The organism is Streptomyces sp. NPDC051636, assembly GCF_044453765.1.
GTDB lineage: Bacteria > Actinomycetota > Actinomycetes > Streptomycetales > Streptomycetaceae > Streptomyces.
The window spans coordinates 56,838-72,761 of record NZ_JBITDA010000008.1; the positions used below are offsets into that span (position 1 = coordinate 56,838).

At 70.3% G+C, this 15,924-nt stretch carries 14 protein-coding genes and 1 pseudogene; 7 read left to right on the top strand and 8 right to left on the bottom strand.

The genetic code is table 11. The features are described 5' to 3' along the window. The first annotated feature begins 37 nt into the window (after positions 1–37). Positions 38–907: a class II glutamine amidotransferase gene (locus tag ACIBBH_RS16945; protein WP_399405228.1), complete on the top strand. Its 870-nt coding sequence runs from the start codon at positions 38–40 to the stop codon at positions 905–907. A gap of 168 nt (positions 908–1,075) precedes the next feature. Here the strand turns inward: ACIBBH_RS16945 and ACIBBH_RS16950 are convergent. From ACIBBH_RS16950 to ACIBBH_RS16970, 5 genes and pseudogenes are all read right to left on the bottom strand, one after another. After that, positions 1,076–1,218: pseudogene (locus tag ACIBBH_RS16950) on the bottom strand (DDE endonuclease); the annotation flags it as partial. 324 nt (positions 1,219–1,542) lie between these two features. Then, complete coding sequence (locus ACIBBH_RS16955; RefSeq protein WP_399405230.1) at positions 1,543–3,705, bottom strand: FG-GAP repeat domain-containing protein; 2,163 nt, start codon at positions 3,703–3,705, stop codon at positions 1,543–1,545. Between the two features lie 120 nt (positions 3,706–3,825). Further along, positions 3,826–3,960: a hypothetical protein gene (locus ACIBBH_RS16960; RefSeq protein WP_399405232.1), complete on the bottom strand. Its 135-nt coding sequence runs from the start codon at positions 3,958–3,960 to the stop codon at positions 3,826–3,828. A gap of 461 nt (positions 3,961–4,421) precedes the next feature. Continuing rightward, on the bottom strand, positions 4,422–6,755 hold the full coding sequence (locus tag ACIBBH_RS16965) for a CHAT domain-containing protein (protein ID WP_399405234.1): 2,334 nt from the start codon (positions 6,753–6,755) through the stop codon (positions 4,422–4,424). A gap of 11 nt (positions 6,756–6,766) precedes the next feature. After that, positions 6,767–7,135 carry a hypothetical protein gene (locus ACIBBH_RS16970; protein ID WP_399405236.1) on the bottom strand — a complete coding sequence of 123 codons (369 nt, stop codon included), beginning with the start codon at positions 7,133–7,135 and terminating at the stop codon, positions 6,767–6,769. A 109-nt stretch (positions 7,136–7,244) separates the two neighbouring features. On the opposite strand from ACIBBH_RS16970, the gene ACIBBH_RS16975 reads away from it, so the two are divergent. Next, the gene (locus ACIBBH_RS16975; RefSeq protein WP_399405238.1) at positions 7,245–8,264 is read left to right on the top strand and encodes a WD40 repeat domain-containing protein; all 1,020 of its coding nucleotides are present in this window, start codon (positions 7,245–7,247) and stop codon (positions 8,262–8,264) included. A 491-nt stretch (positions 8,265–8,755) separates the two neighbouring features. Here ACIBBH_RS16975 and ACIBBH_RS16980 read toward each other — a convergent pair whose 3' ends face one another. Then, complete coding sequence (locus ACIBBH_RS16980; protein ID WP_399405240.1) at positions 8,756–9,940, bottom strand: MFS transporter; 1,185 nt, start codon at positions 9,938–9,940, stop codon at positions 8,756–8,758. A gap of 100 nt (positions 9,941–10,040) precedes the next feature. Between ACIBBH_RS16980 and ACIBBH_RS16985 the strand changes: the two genes are divergently transcribed. After that, complete coding sequence (locus ACIBBH_RS16985) at positions 10,041–11,126, top strand: DUF5937 family protein (RefSeq protein WP_399405242.1); 1,086 nt, start codon at positions 10,041–10,043, stop codon at positions 11,124–11,126. 420 nt (positions 11,127–11,546) lie between these two features. Here ACIBBH_RS16985 and ACIBBH_RS16990 read toward each other — a convergent pair whose 3' ends face one another. Further along, positions 11,547–11,978, bottom strand: a complete 432-nt coding sequence (locus tag ACIBBH_RS16990) for a type II toxin-antitoxin system Phd/YefM family antitoxin (protein WP_399405244.1) — start codon at positions 11,976–11,978, stop codon at positions 11,547–11,549. A 168-nt stretch (positions 11,979–12,146) separates the two neighbouring features. Between ACIBBH_RS16990 and ACIBBH_RS16995 the strand changes: the two genes are divergently transcribed. Genes ACIBBH_RS16995 through ACIBBH_RS17005 form a run of 3 tightly spaced genes read left to right on the top strand, consistent with a single transcriptional unit; the run spans position 12,147 to position 13,237 of the window. Further along, a complete protein-coding gene (locus ACIBBH_RS16995) occupies positions 12,147–12,611 on the top strand; it encodes a hypothetical protein (protein WP_399405246.1) in 465 nt (154 codons plus the stop codon). Between the two features lie 35 nt (positions 12,612–12,646). After that, a complete protein-coding gene (locus ACIBBH_RS17000; RefSeq protein WP_399405248.1) occupies positions 12,647–12,847 on the top strand; it encodes a hypothetical protein in 201 nt (66 codons plus the stop codon). Between the two features lie 12 nt (positions 12,848–12,859). After that, positions 12,860–13,237 (top strand): hypothetical protein, encoded by a 378-nt coding sequence (locus ACIBBH_RS17005; RefSeq protein ID WP_399405250.1) that lies wholly within the window; start codon positions 12,860–12,862, stop codon positions 13,235–13,237. A 45-nt stretch (positions 13,238–13,282) separates the two neighbouring features. Here ACIBBH_RS17005 and fabV read toward each other — a convergent pair whose 3' ends face one another. Continuing rightward, complete coding sequence (gene fabV, locus ACIBBH_RS17010) at positions 13,283–14,497, bottom strand: enoyl-[acyl-carrier-protein] reductase FabV (protein ID WP_399405252.1); 1,215 nt, start codon at positions 14,495–14,497, stop codon at positions 13,283–13,285. Positions 14,498–14,921: 424 nt separating this feature from the next. Here fabV and ACIBBH_RS17015 point away from each other — a divergent pair, with 424 nt between their 5' ends. After that, a complete protein-coding gene (locus ACIBBH_RS17015; protein WP_399405254.1) occupies positions 14,922–15,725 on the top strand; it encodes an SMI1/KNR4 family protein in 804 nt (267 codons plus the stop codon). Positions 15,726–15,924 lie beyond the last annotated feature (199 nt).

Here is a 15,924-nt window from a genome sequence, read left to right on the forward strand (position 1 = left end):
TCCGTGCGGCCGGAGCCTACGAACGAGGAGATGGCAGATGTGCCGTTTGTTCGGCATGAGCAGCGGTGCGCAGCGCACGCGCGCCACCTTCTGGCTGTTGGACGCGCCGGACAGCCTCAGCGACCAGAGCCGCCATGATCCTGACGGCACCGGTCTGGGATTCTTCGACGCCGACGGCACCCCCGAGGTCCACAAGGCCCCCATCGCCGCCTACAAGGACCGGTCCTTCGCCGAGGAAGCCAAGCGGGTGGAATCCTCCACCTTCCTCGCACACATCCGCTTCGCCTCCACCGGCAACCTGACGGTCCGCAACACCCACCCCTTCGAACAAAACGGACGCCTCTTCGCCCACAACGGCGTCATCGAGGGCCTGGACCGGCTCGACGTGGAACTGGGACAGGACCGCTCCCTGGTCCAGGGAGACACCGACTCCGAACGCTTCTTCGCCCTGATCACCCGGGAAACGAGGAACCACGGCGGTGATGTTTCCGCCGGTATTGAGCACGCGGCCGGCTGGATCGCCGAACATCTGCCCGTCTACGCTCTCAACCTGATCGTCACCACGCCGCAGGAACTGTGGGCGCTGCGCTACCCCGACACCCACCAGCTGTACGTGCTCCAGCGCTCCGGCGGCGGCCAGCACGGCAACCGGCATCTCGACCACAGCGGCACGGCCGGTCGCATGCGCATTCACTCGCAGCAACTGGCCGACACCTCGGCCGTCGTGATCGCAAGTGAACGCATGGACGATAACCCGGACTGGCGTCTCATGGCGTCCGGTGAACTCCTCCACCTCGGACCCGACCTGACCACCACCGGCCGCACTGTCCTGCACAGCAAGCCCATGCACCTGCTCAGCTTGAACGATCTACGCCCGGATGCCGCCGCCTCGCAAAAGGCCGCCTGATCAGCGATCCCGACTGGAGCACCGCGCAGCCGCTGCGGCCTCCAACGATCCGACGCCAGGAGACCGGCATCCCGCCTTGCCAAGGCGCGCTGTCATGCTTGACACCCGCGCACAACGGGTGCGGTAGTCCAGCGCAGGCCGGTTACTGAAGATCAAAGCGTGATGTCGTCATGGCGGGTCACGGAGGAGGCCGGTGGCGACGAGGCAGCTGTTGAGGACGTCGTGGCGGTACTGGAGTCGGCCAAACCGCGCCGGACAGCGGTGATCAGGTCGTCGGGGTCGGCGAAGGCCCGGTTGGCCAACGTGGTGCGGCAGCAAGGACCACTGCTGTCAGGGCGGAGCCGACTCAAGGCGCTGACCTTCTCCTCCGTACGATCCCTGACCCGGCTCGGAGCCGATGACATCTCCACGAGCACCTTACGGGCGGCTCGGCAGTCCCCAGGGCCCAGGCGCCACCGCCTGGTCGGCCACCGTCCGCCCCCCCGCTGCCGGGCCGGCATACGTGGGACGGGTCCGCCCGGTCCACCTGCCCTTCCGGGTCGAGGTGGTCCGGGCGGACCCGCCGGAACCGGAACCGGACGCGAAGCCGGCCCCCGGGACCTCCGTGGTCCCGAGTGGCCGCCGGACCCGCGCCGTTAGGAGATGCGGATGTCCGACCAGTTCGTGGCCTTGCCGACCTGCGAACGGTTGTCGAAGCCGCCCTGGCCGTTGCCCCGGTTCAGCCAGGCGCGGCCGTCCTTGTCGAGCGAGATCAGGTCGGTCCGGCCGTCCCCGGACAGGTCGAGCCCGCCGACCACGTCCTTGTAGGAGGTGCCCCAGTCCTTGAAGACCAGCGACCGGGGCGTGAAGGTGCCGGCGCCGGTCCCGCTGAACCGCCACAGCTCGTTCGACGCGTCGAGGGCCAGCAGGTCGTTCTTGCCGTCGCCGTCGAGGTCACCGGCGGCGGTCAGCCTCTTGTAGCCGCCGAAGCCGGACCCGGCGAGCGTGCGCGCCTTGAAGCCGCCCGTGCCGTTGTTCGCGTACACGTACAGCTTCCCGGTCGAGGCGGACCGGGTCAGCAGGTCGGCCCGGCCGTCGCCCGTCACGTCGCCGGGCGAGACGACCGCGTCGTACCCGCTCCAGTCCGAGGAGACCTTGACGTGGAGCGACTGCTGGTCGGGCAGCCCGCCGCAGATCGTCGGGTAGACGCGGGCCTCGCCCTTCGGGTAGCGCACGAACACGTCGTTGCAGCCGTCGCCGTCGAGGTCACCGAACGGCAGCACCAGCGTGCCCGTCGGCCAGCTGCTCGCCCGCTGCCCCGCGGACAGCTTCGTCATGTCGCCCGCGTATACCTTCAGCCCGGTGCTGTCCCGGCCGAACAGGTCGGCCTTGCCGTCGTCCGTGTAGTCACGCCACCTGGGCAGCGCGCGGCTGGTGGTGGTGCCCTGGTAGACGCCGTCCAGGACGATGCTGTTCGTCTCGGTCCGCTTGTACTCGTCCCACAGCACGACGGGCCGGCCGAGCGCGTCGGCGGCCACCTGGGGCGCCCCGGTGAACTGGGCACTCGTCGCGCTCAGCCGCCGCGGGGCGGACCAGGTGCCGCCCTTGAAGACGGCGGCCATCGTGTACTCCTCGTACGAGTAGCCCTCCCGCCACGTCACCGTGACCGTGCCGCCCGAGGTGGCGGCCGCGCCGACCGCGCGCACCCTCTTGTGCGTGGAGAAGCCCTGCGTGTACGGCTGCCAGACGCCGGTGGACGCCGAGCGCACCGCGTACCAGGGGCCGGTCGAGTAGCCGGGCTCGCCGGCGACGAAGAGGTCGCCGTTGGGCAGGTGGACGGGCGCCGTCATCCCGGACGTGCTCCCATAGTTGGCGGCGGACCGCGGGGTGCTCCACTGCGTGGTGCCGGCGGGCCGGCGCGTGTGCATGAGGTGCGCGTTGTCGTCGTAGAACACGTCGAAGCCGCCCTGCGGATCGGCGAACACCTTCGGGCGCGCCAGGTCCAGGCCCGGGACCGGGAAGCCCTGGACCGCGGTCCAGGCAGTCGCACCGGGGGCCTTCTCCAGGGCGACAACGGCCTTGCTTGCCTGCCACTGCCACACCAGCAGGGCGGTGCCGTCCTTGGCGACCGCCAGGTCCATGCCGGAGATGTCCCGGCTGCCGGACGGCGGCTGCTCGTTGATGTCGGCCGGAGCGGTCCACGCGGCCTGCGGGCCGGTCTTCTCGGCGGCCTTCACGACGCCGGAGACCGACCACACAGCGACCAGTCGGCCGTCGGGGGCCGCTGCCAGGTGGTGGTAGCCCTTCTCGGGGACCGAGGCGACGTACTCGGGCTCGGAGAAGGCGGTCGCGCCGGGCGTGAGGGTGGCCACCTTCAGCCAGTAGTTGTCGTGGTCGTCGGCGCGCTTGGCCCGCCAGACCAGGCGCACCGAGCCGTCGCCGAGCGAGACCAGCTCGGTGTTGTATCCGCCGGTGTCCGGCCAGGTCTGCGGGGCGAGCCAGCGGGTGCTGCCGGCGGGCCGGATCCGGGTGGAACGGGAGAGCCCGTCGCCGGTGAGTGAGACGAGGGCGCCGTCCCCGGCCGACACCAGGGCGTTCAGCCCGCCCGAGGCGGAGGCGGGGTCGGGGTTCGGGGCGTGCAGGGTGCGGGTGCCCCACGGGCCCGGCGCACGTGTCTCGACGGCGGCCGAGGCAGTGCCGGCGGTGGTGCCGGTGGCCGCGGCCGAGGCGGTGGTGTGGGCGGCGGCCGGGGTCGCGGCCGCCAGGGCGAGGACAGGAGTCAGCGCGATGCCGAGCACCGCGCGGGACTGCGAAGTCATGGGAATGCCCCCCCGGGCAGGGCGGATCCGATGGCACGGATTCGCCGGACTGTTCGAGCAAGTCAGGCGAAGCGTATATCAACCAAGATCGTCCCGCGTGGGAGGTTTACCTCCCCCTGCTCAAAGGAGCGTCGGGCGGCGTATGAGCAGCAGCTGCGCGAGACGGTCCGCGAGCAGCTGGCGTACGACCAGGGCCGCCGGGAGCGGGCCGACTTCGAGCGGGAGCGGCGCCGGGAGGCCTGTCCTGCCGCCCACCGCCAGTCGCGGTGACGGCGGAGAATTTGGGGTCGGCGCAGTTGTTGTTCTGCCGTCCTTCCTGCGGCATGGTCTGGCTGATACACGTCGACGACACCGGGGCCGCCTTCGACGCGGGCTCCGGCGTCCTTGGTGACGGTGTGCTTGTTGCGGGACGTGTCCTGACCGCCTGCCGCCGGGGCCTGCCGCGCGGTTTCCGGGTGGCTGTGTGCGCTGCTCCGGCCCTTCACGGTCAAGAACGCCCCACAGGGGAAAGTTATGGTTCGCCGGGGAAAGGCAGTCGGTCGCACCCGCCGGGGGAGCTGATCGGGCGGGCCGGTGGTGACGCGGACGTTGGCACGGTGGGCGGCGGTCAGTAGTCGGGGCCCGCGCCAGACGGGCTTCATTCGTGTCCTACGAGCAGCCCTCGGCACAGCAGGCTGACCCCGGGATTGGACCGTGGCCACACCCGACGGCCTGGCCTACTGCGTAGCAGTCGTCACGCCGAGGCCGCGGAGCGTCAGCTTGAACGGATCGGCCAGGAACGCAGCGCTCCCGGTCGCGTTCAACGATGCCATCAGAGTCTCGGCTTCTGTTCGCATGCGGCGCCGGGCCCTCCCGAATGCGTCAGTCAGTGACCGTCCCGTGGTGAGTTCCCGGTAGAGCGCGGATGAGAATGCCTCTGCAAGGCGGTCTTCGACGGACCACAGGTTCGCGATGATCGCCTTGCTGCCGGCAGCGAGGAATGCGCCGACGAAAGTCGGGTCGCCGGCCAGGCTCCGCGGCCCCGGGGCGGCGGCGTCGCAGGCGTTGAGCACCACTAGTTGCACTCGGGACAGGTCGAGCCGGGCGATCTGTTCGGCGGTCACGCGCCGGCCATCGGGGTCGATGGCGTTCTTCCGCGCATCCGACCAGGCCTGCTCGCCGTGTGTGATGAAGTGGAGCACGTCGCAGGTTGCTGCGGCCTTCGCGATGCGGTCCGCCGCGAAGTCCGTGTGTCTCTCCACGGACGCCGCTCCGAGCGTGGCTTCGATTCCGGCCAGTTCATGCCGTGCGCGGTCCAGGCTCTCGGAGTCGACGAAGACCGCCACCCGAGTGTCGGGGCCGATGACGACAGCCGGTATGCGCACGGCGTCGAAACCCGTCGACCGCGGGTCCAGGCAGACGTTGGCCGACCCCGTGCCCCGGTCCCACGCCAACTCCCAGGGGATCTGGGTCAAGGGTCCGACGGTACAGATCATCTCGTCGGGCCGGGCGTGCAGTAAGGAGTGTCCGGCGAGTCCTTCGTAGACGTTTTCCAGCCGGCGGGACGCCAGGTCCACCAGCTGTGCGAACTCGCGCTCCGTCCCGCCGAAACCGATGGGGTTGACCTCGGTCCGGGTGACGATGTTGAACATGCGGATGACCGGGAACAGGCCCGCCGTGGCGTAGCTTTCCAGGTTCTGGACCAGCGCGTCACTGATGTTGTCGGGGCCGACGATGGCACCCCAGGCTCTCGGGGACTGCCATAGGGCGGAGTTCAGCTCTTTGGAGTGGGCGACTGAGGTGAACGCGGCGTCGGTGTTGACATGCCAGATGTGTCCTTCGCCGGTCATGGAGACGCCTCTGACCGGATGCGTCGATCCCGGCGCGCCGGTGTCGGTGTCCCGCCATTCATAGGGGTGTGCAAAGAACGTCGGCAGCATTGCGCTCGCCCACTGTTGGGGCTGGTTGTGCCGGACGTCGTCCAGGAGAGAGAGCAGTGGCAAATCGCCCAGCACGCTGATCATCGCGTTCGCGGCCCGCCATCGTGACGCTGCGGGTATGGGCGCCCCCAAGGAGGCCAGGGTGTCCCGGACGCTGGCCCAGCAGCGTCGCGCCGACTCCTTCAGGCTGGGTTGGCCGTCGCCGTGGGGCAGGGCGGCGGAGTTGATGATGTCCTCGAGCAGCGCGACACGGGGGTTGCCGCAGTCCCGCAGGGCGATCTGCGCGTCGACGATCATGCTGACCGGTGTCTGCGGGCTGTCCCAGGGGATGTAACCGGCTAGGAAGGCGACGCGCGCCGACAGCGCCCATGACTCCTCGACCAGGCCCGCACGGCCGCAGGCCAGGCCGACTTTCCCGAGCGTGTCCAACGCTTTGCGGCATGCGTCGTGGTCTTCGCGTAGCCGAGCGCTGTGGAAATCGATGATCAAGCGGTGGTAGATCAGGTGGGCTCTTGCCCGAAGGTGCGATCCTTCGCTGATCGTTTCGTTGGCAAGCAGCCGGATCCCTTGGCCGAGCCATGTGGCGTAGCTGGCCTGGTCGTAGCCGCCGATGAACGCGCGCGCGGTCACGCTGAGCACGCGGGTGATGGTGCTGCCCGCGTGGCCGGGGCGGCGCCTCGGCCGGAACGCGGTGACGAACTCTCCGAGTGCGTGCAGGGAATTTTCCCACGAGTGAACCGACCCCCCGTCGCTGTGACTTGGGCCGGTCATGAGCGACCGGGCATGCGCCACCAGTTTGGCCGGCAGATCGGATTCGTCGAGCGGAGCGCGCAGACCCTGCATCAGGGCTGCGCCGAGCGACTCGTACTCGACGACTCCGGGCAGCAGGTCCCGATCGCTCATGGCGTGCAGGAGGTCCAGGCATGCGGCTTCGCATCCGATCCCGGCTGCGGACCGGAGCCGGAGCGGGAGCACCGCCGCGATGTCGTCGATCACCCGGTCCAGTCCGGCCCGGGTGGCCGGGTCCAGCGTCGCCGGCGTCGGTAGTCTGCGGAGCCGGCGCAGACAGCCGGAGACGTCGCCGGTCTGACACTGTTTCCAGGCGGTCGCGATGTCGTCCAGCGCGGACACCGGTGCGAGCCTCAGGGCAGGATGATGCGGTTGGGTCTGCTGCTGACCTGCTCCATCAGCTTATCGAGCTGCTCGGGCCTGATGTCGGCGGGCACGTCGATCTTCACGTTGTCGAATTCCAGGACGATGTGCCGGCCGTCTTTGGCGGCGCCACGCTGCAGGAGCGCGGACACCAAGGTGACCAGCGCCGAGCTGGCGGCGGCTATGGTCGCGACCAGCACGGAGGCGTCGGCGGCGCGGAACTGGAGCGCGGGCTTTTCGAGGACCAGGGAGCCGCCGGCGTCCTCCCAACCGTCGCACTGGAGCGCCTCGGCGACCTCGGCCGACCGTGACGACGCCGAGGTGATGACCACGCGCCACTCCTGCGGTTCGCTCTCCACGTCAGTACCTCCCCCTGCCGACAGCGAGCGATCAGGGAATCATGACATAGGTCGGCGCGCTGACACACCGCGCGATGACCAACTCGACGATCGGCGGCACAATGTTCGGATGACAACGGAATCGTGGACCGCCCCGGTGGACCTGGAGTCACAGGAGTACAGGCGTGTTCCCGCCGACCCGACCGGCGCCCCTTCCCAACCCCTGCGCCTCCAGCCGTCTTTCAGCCTCGTCGGCCACACCGACCGGGTCGACTCGGTGGCGTTCGCCCCGGACAGCCGGATGCTCGCCAGCGGCAGCCGGGACGGCACCGTCCGCTTATGGGACGTCGGGACCCGCTCCCACATCGCCACGCTCACCGGCCACACAGGTGTCTGTGCGGCACTGAGCTCGCTCGCCTTCTCCCCCGACGGGAAGACCCTGGCCCGCGGGTGCGACCACGGGTCTGTCCTCATGTGGGACACCGGGGAACGGGATCTCATCGCCAGGTGGTCGTCGTCCCCCGCCCTGACACCGTGTTCGGTCGCGTTCAGCCCCTTCGCGCCGATGCTCGCCTGCAACCTCACCAACCGCGCGGTGGATCTGTTCGACGTGGCCGGGCAGCGGCGGCTCGGTGCCATCGACCTCGACTTGCGACATCCCTACATCAGCTGCCTGGCGTTGGCCGCGGACGGGAAGACGCTGGCCGTCGGCGGGTTCGACTCCGTCCAGGTCGTGCGGCTCGCGCCCGGGCTCCCGTCGGTGATCCTCGCCGACACCGGGTTCGTCAGCTCGCTGGCTTTCCGACCGGACAGCCGAATGCTCGCTGTCGGCGGGGAGGACGTCGAGGGCCGTTCTCTCGCTGGAGACGGCGGCTTCGGCACCGCCCACTTGTTCGAGATACCGGGCAACCGCCTCATCGTCTCGCTTCCTACCGACCGCGACACCCCCCAGGCGACGTCTGTGGCATTCCACCCTGACGGCAGGACCATCGCCTGCGGATACTCCGACGGCCTCATGCGCTTGTGGCACTACTCGGCCTTGAGCTACGAGGCCACGCTCACGACATACGGAGCCTGCCGTGTTGCGTTCTCCGACGACGGCGGGGTCCTCGCAGTGGCGAGTGGGAACGCCGTTTCGATCTGGATGTGACCGGTGCCCTTTCAGCAGCGCGGCGCCGGCCGGCGCGGCGCCGCATCGAGGTCGGAGTGCGGTTCGGCTTGCTACTGCTGGATCATGGAGAGGGCCCGCTCGAGGACCGGCCCACGGCCGTCCGCGCATCCCGGGCACGTCATCACAGGCCGGCCAAAGCCGAAGCCGACCACCCATCCGTCGCCTTCGGCAGCCTTGCGCGCCATCTGGGAGACCTCGCCCGCTGAGCGTTCATCACCGTCATTGCCGGTCTCGACCGCCAGGCAGACGGCAGCACGACAGTCGTCGGTGTCACATACGCCAGCTACTCCTGCGGGCATCCGGTCTCCTCCCCAACGTGCCACGCCCAAGTCACCCGGGATCAGGCGCACGGGTCCTTGGGACACCTGCACAGACATCACTGCGCGGATGTGGCCCCTCATGGTGGACCCCGTCCGCTTGGCACGTCCTCGGTCCTCGTGCCCGGTCAAACGTTCCGGGGCGGATCGGGCTCAGTGGGCGACGGCGGAGGCGGAGAGAAGCGTCGCAGTGGCGAGGCTGCCCCACAGGGCGGCGGAACCGAGGGGGGCGAGAGCGGTGATGACTGCTGGAGAGACGGCGAGGCCGAAGCCGGTGGAGAGCTGGAAACGGGCGAGGGTGCGGCCCAGGACGTGGGCCGGGGCGAGGGCGGTGACCAGCGCTGTGGCGCTACCGGCGTAAATGATCTCGCCGAGGGTGCAGAGCACGGACACCGCGGCGATGGCGGGGGCGGCCCAGGTGCGGTCCAGCGAGGCGGCGACGAGGAAGCCGAGATACGACACGGTGAGGACCACGCCGGCGAGGGCGAGCACGGTCCGCCGGGAGTAGCGGGACAGCAGGACGGTGATCGGCACCTGGAGAGTGACCACCAGTACCGTGTTGGCCACGAAGATGCCCGCCGACCATACCGGGGACGCGTGCAGCTGGGTCACCAGGACCAGCGGGAGCGCGATTTCGGGGACGTTGAGGCAGAAGACGTAGATCACGTTGGCGGCGAGCAGGGCGCGCATGCCGGTCGCGGGCTCGTCGTCCTTTTCCCGCGTCGAGTCCGCGGCCGGATCCGCGTGAACACGGACCGACCAGGCCAGGGCCGCCGCGGCGATGTAGCTGAGGCCCGTGACGGCCGCCAGCGCCTGCAACGCCGGGGTGCCGCCAGCCAGGCAGGCGGTGGCGATGAGCGCGCCGACTCCCAGGCCGGCGTTGCGCAGGGCGCGGCCCGCCGCAAGCGCCGCGTCCCGTTCCCGGCCGTGGGAGACCGTGGCCACAAGGGCGGCGTGGGCAGCCGGCCAGGCCTGGTTGCCGATGCCGAGGAAGAGCGCCGCCGTGGCGAACAGCCAGACGTTTCCTGTGGGGGCGGCCAGCAGGAGCGCCGTGCCCGCCACCCGCACCAGCATCGACGCCGCGACGGCCGCGCTGCGCGCGCCCCGGTCCAGCCAGCGGCCGAGCGCGGGCATGCACACCAGACCTGCGACGACACCCACCGTCATGGCGGTGCCGGTGAGCGGTGCCGACAGGCGCAGCACGGTCACTCCGTACAGCAGCAGGAAGGGTCGTAGCAGGCCGGTGCCGAGCGCGTCCACGGCCAGGGCGACGGCGTAGCGAGGGCCTCCGGAGGCACGGACGAGGGCGCGGGGCCGGATCTTGGTGGTGGCTGGCATGGAGCCCACCGTGCGTTCGGCCGCCCGGCGGGGGCACGTCGGTTGACGGACACCGTCAACCGACGCCTTCACTGACCATCCGGCCAGCGATGATGAACGGATGACGCTGCGCATCGACATCACCGGCCTGCCGCCCGACCGGCTGCGGTTCGCCGCCTCCCCGCTGGCCGAGCTGACCGCGATGCTGCATGTGCTGGCCGTCCCCGGGCATCACCCGCAGCTCGCCGGCTGGGCCGCTGACGTCCGGGCCGGGCTGCGACCGGAGCTGGCCGAGCGATTGCAGGAGGCGGAGTTCCTCTGGCGTTCCTCGCGCGCCGACTTCCTGGTCCCCGCCCGCCCTCGGCAGACCCTCGCCCAGGAGTTGGACGACGTCGACCGGATCGACGACGAGACCTACGTGACCGCCGCGCTCGTCACCACGTGTGGCAGCAGCCGGGTCCACTTCGCCGCGCCCTCCCCGCTCACCGACGCGACTGCGCGCGAGCGGGCTCTGAACCTGGCCCAGGCCCGCGGCGCGCTCCAGGAGGCCTTCGCGGAACGGCTGCTCGCGGACCCGGCCGCCGTGCGGGCGCGGGTGCGCCACACCCTCGAACAGTGCGCCGAGGCCTTCTTCGACACCGCGTGGACCAGTGTCGCCGCGCGGCTCGCCGCGGACCTGCGCCTGAAGACCGACCTGCTGGCGCGCCAGGGCATCGGCGCGGCACTCGCGTCGGTCTCCGGCGCCATCGCGCTGGCACCGGACGGCGACTGCATCGTCGTGGACAAGCTGCAGGACACAGCGACCGCCGCCCACGGCACCGGGGTCACCTTCATCCCCAGCGTCTACGGCCGTCCGCACCTGGTGGCGGTCCACGCGCTCGGGTGGCAGCCGGTGGTGCAGTACCCCGTGGCCGAACCGAACCCGCAGGACCCGGTGTCGCTGGAGACGGTCGGGCTACGTCTGGAGGCGCTCGCCCATCCGGTACGGCTGCGCCTGCTGCGCACCCTGGCTCGCGGCCCGCACACCACCGGCGAGCTGGCCCACGCCTGGGAGCTGACACCCCCGGAGGTCTCCCGCCACCTCGCCGTCCTGCGTCGAGCCGACCTGCTGACAGCCCAACGGCACGGCCGCTACGTCCACTACGCCCTCAACCTGCCCGCGATGACGACACTGGGCACGGACCTGCTGTCGGCCGTGCTGCGCTGAGCAGATACGCAGGCCGGTCCGCGTGCGGGTCCGGTAGCCGGCCACGGCCGCGAGCGCCTCTGCGCGGTCGTACGGGCCTGGCACAGCTGCCCCCCGACACCGCACAAACAGCGCAGGCAGCACTGCCTCTCACCACAGACATGCTCGCAGGCGACGGCTGGCAAGCCCTGCTGTCCTGGCACGGATCGCCCCGGCCGCCGTGCTGCGGGTAGGGGACATCGTGTTCGCTCACCGCCGGCTCTATGAGGGCCAAGAACACGAAGCCGGCGCGGTCATGACCGCAGGCCACCGAAGTCCTGATCGTCCTCACCGAGGCACTCGGCGCGATCACCGCCACCCTCGCCCCCGCCGATCGCCCAACCGGCCGCAATTCCCCCGCGTTACCGCTCGTCGGCGAGTGCCGGCCGATCGGTTCGCCGTTCAGTGCTCGTCGTCGACCGGCGCCTGACGGGCGAGGAACTCGGCGAATGCCGCCGACTGCTTCGGCCCCATGTACCCCTGACGCCCGTACATCGCCTGTTCCTCCAGCCTCGCCACCGTTTCGGCGTCACGCAGCTCGGCCACGACCACCCGGCCCCGCGTGAGCGTCATCCCGCCGTGCGGATGGCTGTAGCCGATGTAGGGCCCGTACGCCGTCGGCCCCGGCGGGTACTCGCGTGCCGGCTCGTCCTGCGGCCGCGCGCCCTTGTTGTGACGTGCGGCCCAGTACTCCAGTGCTGCCAGTTCGGCCGCCGCCAGCAGCACTCCCGCCGGCTCGCCGTCCGCGGTGAGCCGGACGCGCTCGCCGGTCTCCTCGGCCTGGGCGATCAGACGCCCGAACTCGGGCGCTCCTTCTATCAGTTCAACGTCCATACACGGCCACGCTACCCGTATCCCGGAGCGGGGACCGCGCCTTGAGCCCCTGGCAACGCCTCCGAGTACCTGGCCAGCATCGCCGGCATCCTCTTCGACCCCGACGGGGCCCTGCAGTTCGGCTGCCTGCTCCACCTTGCCAGCCCCGGACGGACGGTTCGGGCCGCCGTGATCACGGCGCTCCTCCTGGGCGCGAACCCCCCGCAACCGGGCGCCGTCGCGTGCCTGAGGCTCGCCGGGGCGCGGATATCCGGGCGCCTCAACCTGGCCGGCGCGCAGATCGCTCACGCCCTCTGGCTCGAGGACTGCTGGTTCGAGGAGTCGGTGGACCTTCTCGGAGCGTCGACTCAGACGCTCGTCATCACGGGCAGCCAGGTGCCGGGCATCGAAGCCGATTCGGCGCGCATCGAGGGAATCCTCGACCTGCGGGGCTCCGTCGTGGAAAGCCTCGCTTCCTCGCCTTTCAACCATGTGAGCACCGCCCTGTCGCTGAGCGACGCCCGGGTGACCGGCGGCCTGCTCCTCAACGGGGCCGAGATCAGCGCGCCCGGGGGTGGGCCGTGGCCGCCGGCGGCCTGGTCATGGAAGGCGGTGTGTTCTGTAACGACGGGTTCGTCGCGCGAGGTCGAGTAAGGCTGCTGGGTGCGCAGTTTCCGGGCGGATTGTTCATGCGGAGCGCACACCTGGTGGGCCCCGGCCGGCGCGGGGTGACGCTCGCCCTGGACAACGCCGTGGCCTCGACGCTCGACTTGTCCGACGGGTTCATCGCGAACGGGACCGTACGGCTGCGGGGTGCCCGGATCACGGACAACCTGACCTTTGAAGGAGCCGTCCTGAACGGGCCGTCCGGCGGCGACGGCCCGTCTTAGGTCGCCCTGCTCATGCAGGCCGTCGACTTCGACTTCACCCTCGCCCGGCCACCGTCCGGCACTGTTGACCTGCGAGGCGCGCAGGTGTCCTACCTCCACGACAGCGAGCACAGCCGGCCGGACGTGGTGGAGCTGGACGGCTTCGTCTACGGCTCCATCAAGATGGACGAAGCAGGCGAGCGTCGGGAGGCGGTGGGGCGGCGGAACTCCGTCGTCCACCGCGTGGCGTGGATACGACGCAGTCCGGGCTACAGCCCCCAGCCCTATGAGCAGTTGGCGAGCTGGTACCGGAAGGCCGGCCACGACGACGACGCCCGCCGCGTACTCCTGGCCAAACAGCGCCATCGGCGTCAAATCCTTCGAGGCGAAGGCGCCCCGTTCCAGGAGTGAGGCCGCTCCGCGGGGCGTTTCGCATGGCGGTTCTTGGCGCCGGGGTCAGGGCGTATGGCCGGGCCAGGGGATGTCGGTGGCGACCGCGGCGGTGTAGTCGATGCCCGGCACGGAGAATCCGTACAGGCGTTGGACTTCGGCGCGGAACCAGGCGAGGTCGGCGAGGTCGGCGATGGTGTCGGTGGTGGCGGCCTCCCAGCGTTCGGCGACGGCCGCCTGGATGTCGTCGGTGAGTTCCCAGTTGTCCAGGCGGATCCGGCCTTCGTCGTCCAGAGCGAGCGGGGCGGCACCGGTGAGCTGGTCCCACAGGGCAGCGAGCTGGTGTACCGGCGGGACCAGGTCCTCTCCGAGGACGCCGCGCAGCAAGCCGGTGTACAGGGCGATGCCGGGGATGGCGGTCGAGGACTGGGTGACGGCGGCGCCGTTGACGGAGGTCACGGCCCGCCCGCCCACGGTTTTGTCGAGCCGCTCGCTCAGGGCGCGGGCGGTGGCCTCCAAGTGGGCCTTGGCCGCGCCGATGGTGCCCTGCCGGTAGATCGCCGCTGTCAGCGGCGAGCCGATGTACGACAGCGCGGCGGTAGCGAAGCCGTCGCCGAGCAGGCCCCGACTGGCCAGGGAGTCGATCCAGCGTTCCCAGTCCGCACCGCCCATCACGGCCACAGTCTGCTCGACATCGTCGCCCTCGGCCGGCCCGGTCTCGACCTCGCGGACCTCGGGAACGCCTTGGTCGTCGAAAAAGAGAGTCTTGGTGCGGTTCGCCTGGCCGATCGGCTTCAGGACGGAGGTGTACGTGGTGCCGGTGTCGGGGTCGGTGCGCCGGGGCGCGGCCACCGAGTGGATCAGGTAGTCCAGCCTGCCGCCGAAACGCTGCTCGATGAGGTCGGCGACCTGGTTCTTCATCGTGTCGGAGAACGCGTCGCCGTTGAGGAAGACCAGATCCCGACCGGCGGTGCGGGCGATGTCGGCGGTGGCGGCGGTGCGGTACCAGCCGGCTGTAGCGGTACGCCGTTCGGTGGGGGCCTTCTCGAAGGAGACCATGATGCCGCGGATGCCAGCGCGCTTGAGCCCGGCGAGAGTGGCCGCCAGGCCGTATCCGGCCGAGGAGCCGATGATCAGGGCCACCGGCCCGGCACCCTCCGGCAGGCCGGCAGGGGCGGGGCATGCCTGCCACATGTCGGCCACCAGCTGCTCGCAGCCCGCCGGATGGGAGTCGAGGAAGAGGAAGCCCCGGTTGCGGGGGGTGAGAACACGCTCGCTCACGATTGCAGTCCTTGGTTCGGCTGGGAGAAAGACGCGGCGACCAGCCGGGCCACCACGTCCTGCAAGTCTGCGACAGGACGGACACGGGCAGTGGCCCCGTAAGGGACAACGACCACGAGCCGGTCTTGGAGTGTTTCCACCACTTCCAGCAGAGCAACTCATTCACGGACCGCAGCACTTGGCCTGTACGCCCCTGATCCGCCACCGGGCGGGACGAAGCCGGGCACGCCCTCAGCGCCGACTGTCGCCCGGGGCGAGCAGGCTGTTGAGCTCGGCGATGGCCCTTCCTCGCCTTCACCGCCATCGCGGCGACCCTCATATGCCGCGGACTCGCTGAACGAAGGGGGGCCGACACCTCCCGAATCGAGGTCAGATGCGTCCGCGGGCACGTCCAATGTCAGTGCCGTGCGCTTCACTGTCCGCCATGGAGATCACGCAAACGGACGTCACCGACCTGCTGGCCCGACTCGGCCCGGGGGACAGCTATATGTACCTGCCCAGCGACCTGGACCCGCAGGACCTGACCGACCTGCTCGGCAGCAGGTTCGGTGCCCCGCGCACCCTCGTCCTCGACGGCTTCACCGATCCGACGGTCGACGAGTCCAGGGGCGCGGCTCTCCTCGTTCCCTTCGAGAACCGGGCCGTGACGATACGGGCGTGGGCGTACGGGGATCAGTGGGTCGGCACGGGTACGGCGCGGGACGCCGAGGGGGCCGAGCGGCCGGTGCTGGTGGTCGCTCACAGGGAGGTGCCAGAACCCTTGGCGGTCGCTCCGGACGAGGAAGAGGATGTCGACTGGATGGAGCGGCTCATACGGATCACCGGCTGGACACAGCCCGCCCAGCGGCCGGACGTGGACTGGGCGGAGGTGGAGTCACGCCTGGGCACCGCGCTGCCCAGCGACTACAAGCGCATGGTCGAGACGTTCGGCCAGGGCGCCTTCGACGGTTTCCTGGGCCTGAACCAGGAGCCGTGGACGGGTCTCAGGGAGGACGGGCTGCTCATCTGGGCGGGCACGGAGCACGAGGACCTGTACTGCTGGAGGGCCGACGGCGACGACCCCGACCGTTGGCCCGTCGTGGTCCGGTCCTTCGACGGCGAGGACGTCCCATTCGGCTGCCAGGCCGCCGAGTTCGTCTGCCGCATCCTCATCGACCCGCACCATCCGTTCACGATGGCCCGCTACTTCGACACCCACTGGTTCATGAACTACCGGAAGAGCAACTGACCGAACCCCGCCGCCAACGGCATCCGCAGCCCGGTTGGCGGCGCCATCGGGGGATTCACGAGGTCGGCGCGGATTCTCCGGTCAGTTCGCGGGACACTTTGCCGGCCATCGCCCAGTGGATCATTTTCCGGGATCTCTGCGGCAGGGGTTGGCTGTCCCCGCGCCGGCCGGCGGTGCTGGACCAGCCGGCCGAAGACCC

Excerpts from the sequence above, each read along its gene's own strand:
- ACIBBH_RS16980 (WP_399405240.1), bottom strand. The coding sequence starts at position 9,940 with ATGCCAGCCACCACCAAGATCCGGCCCCGCGCCCTCGTCCGTGCCTCC.
- ACIBBH_RS17015 (WP_399405254.1), top strand. The coding sequence starts at position 14,922 with ATGGAGATCACGCAAACGGACGTCACCGACCTGCTGGCCCGACTCGGC.
- ACIBBH_RS16945 (WP_399405228.1), top strand. The coding sequence starts at position 38 with ATGTGCCGTTTGTTCGGCATGAGCAGCGGTGCGCAGCGCACGCGCGCC.
- ACIBBH_RS16955 (WP_399405230.1), bottom strand. The coding sequence starts at position 3,705 with ATGACTTCGCAGTCCCGCGCGGTGCTCGGCATCGCGCTGACTCCTGTC.
- ACIBBH_RS16975 (WP_399405238.1), top strand. The coding sequence starts at position 7,245 with ATGACAACGGAATCGTGGACCGCCCCGGTGGACCTGGAGTCACAGGAG.
- ACIBBH_RS16985 (WP_399405242.1), top strand. The coding sequence starts at position 10,041 with ATGACGCTGCGCATCGACATCACCGGCCTGCCGCCCGACCGGCTGCGG.
- ACIBBH_RS17000 (WP_399405248.1), top strand. The coding sequence starts at position 12,647 with ATGCGGAGCGCACACCTGGTGGGCCCCGGCCGGCGCGGGGTGACGCTC.
- ACIBBH_RS17005 (WP_399405250.1), top strand. The coding sequence starts at position 12,860 with ATGCAGGCCGTCGACTTCGACTTCACCCTCGCCCGGCCACCGTCCGGC.
- ACIBBH_RS16990 (WP_399405244.1), bottom strand. The coding sequence starts at position 11,978 with ATGGACGTTGAACTGATAGAAGGAGCGCCCGAGTTCGGGCGTCTGATC.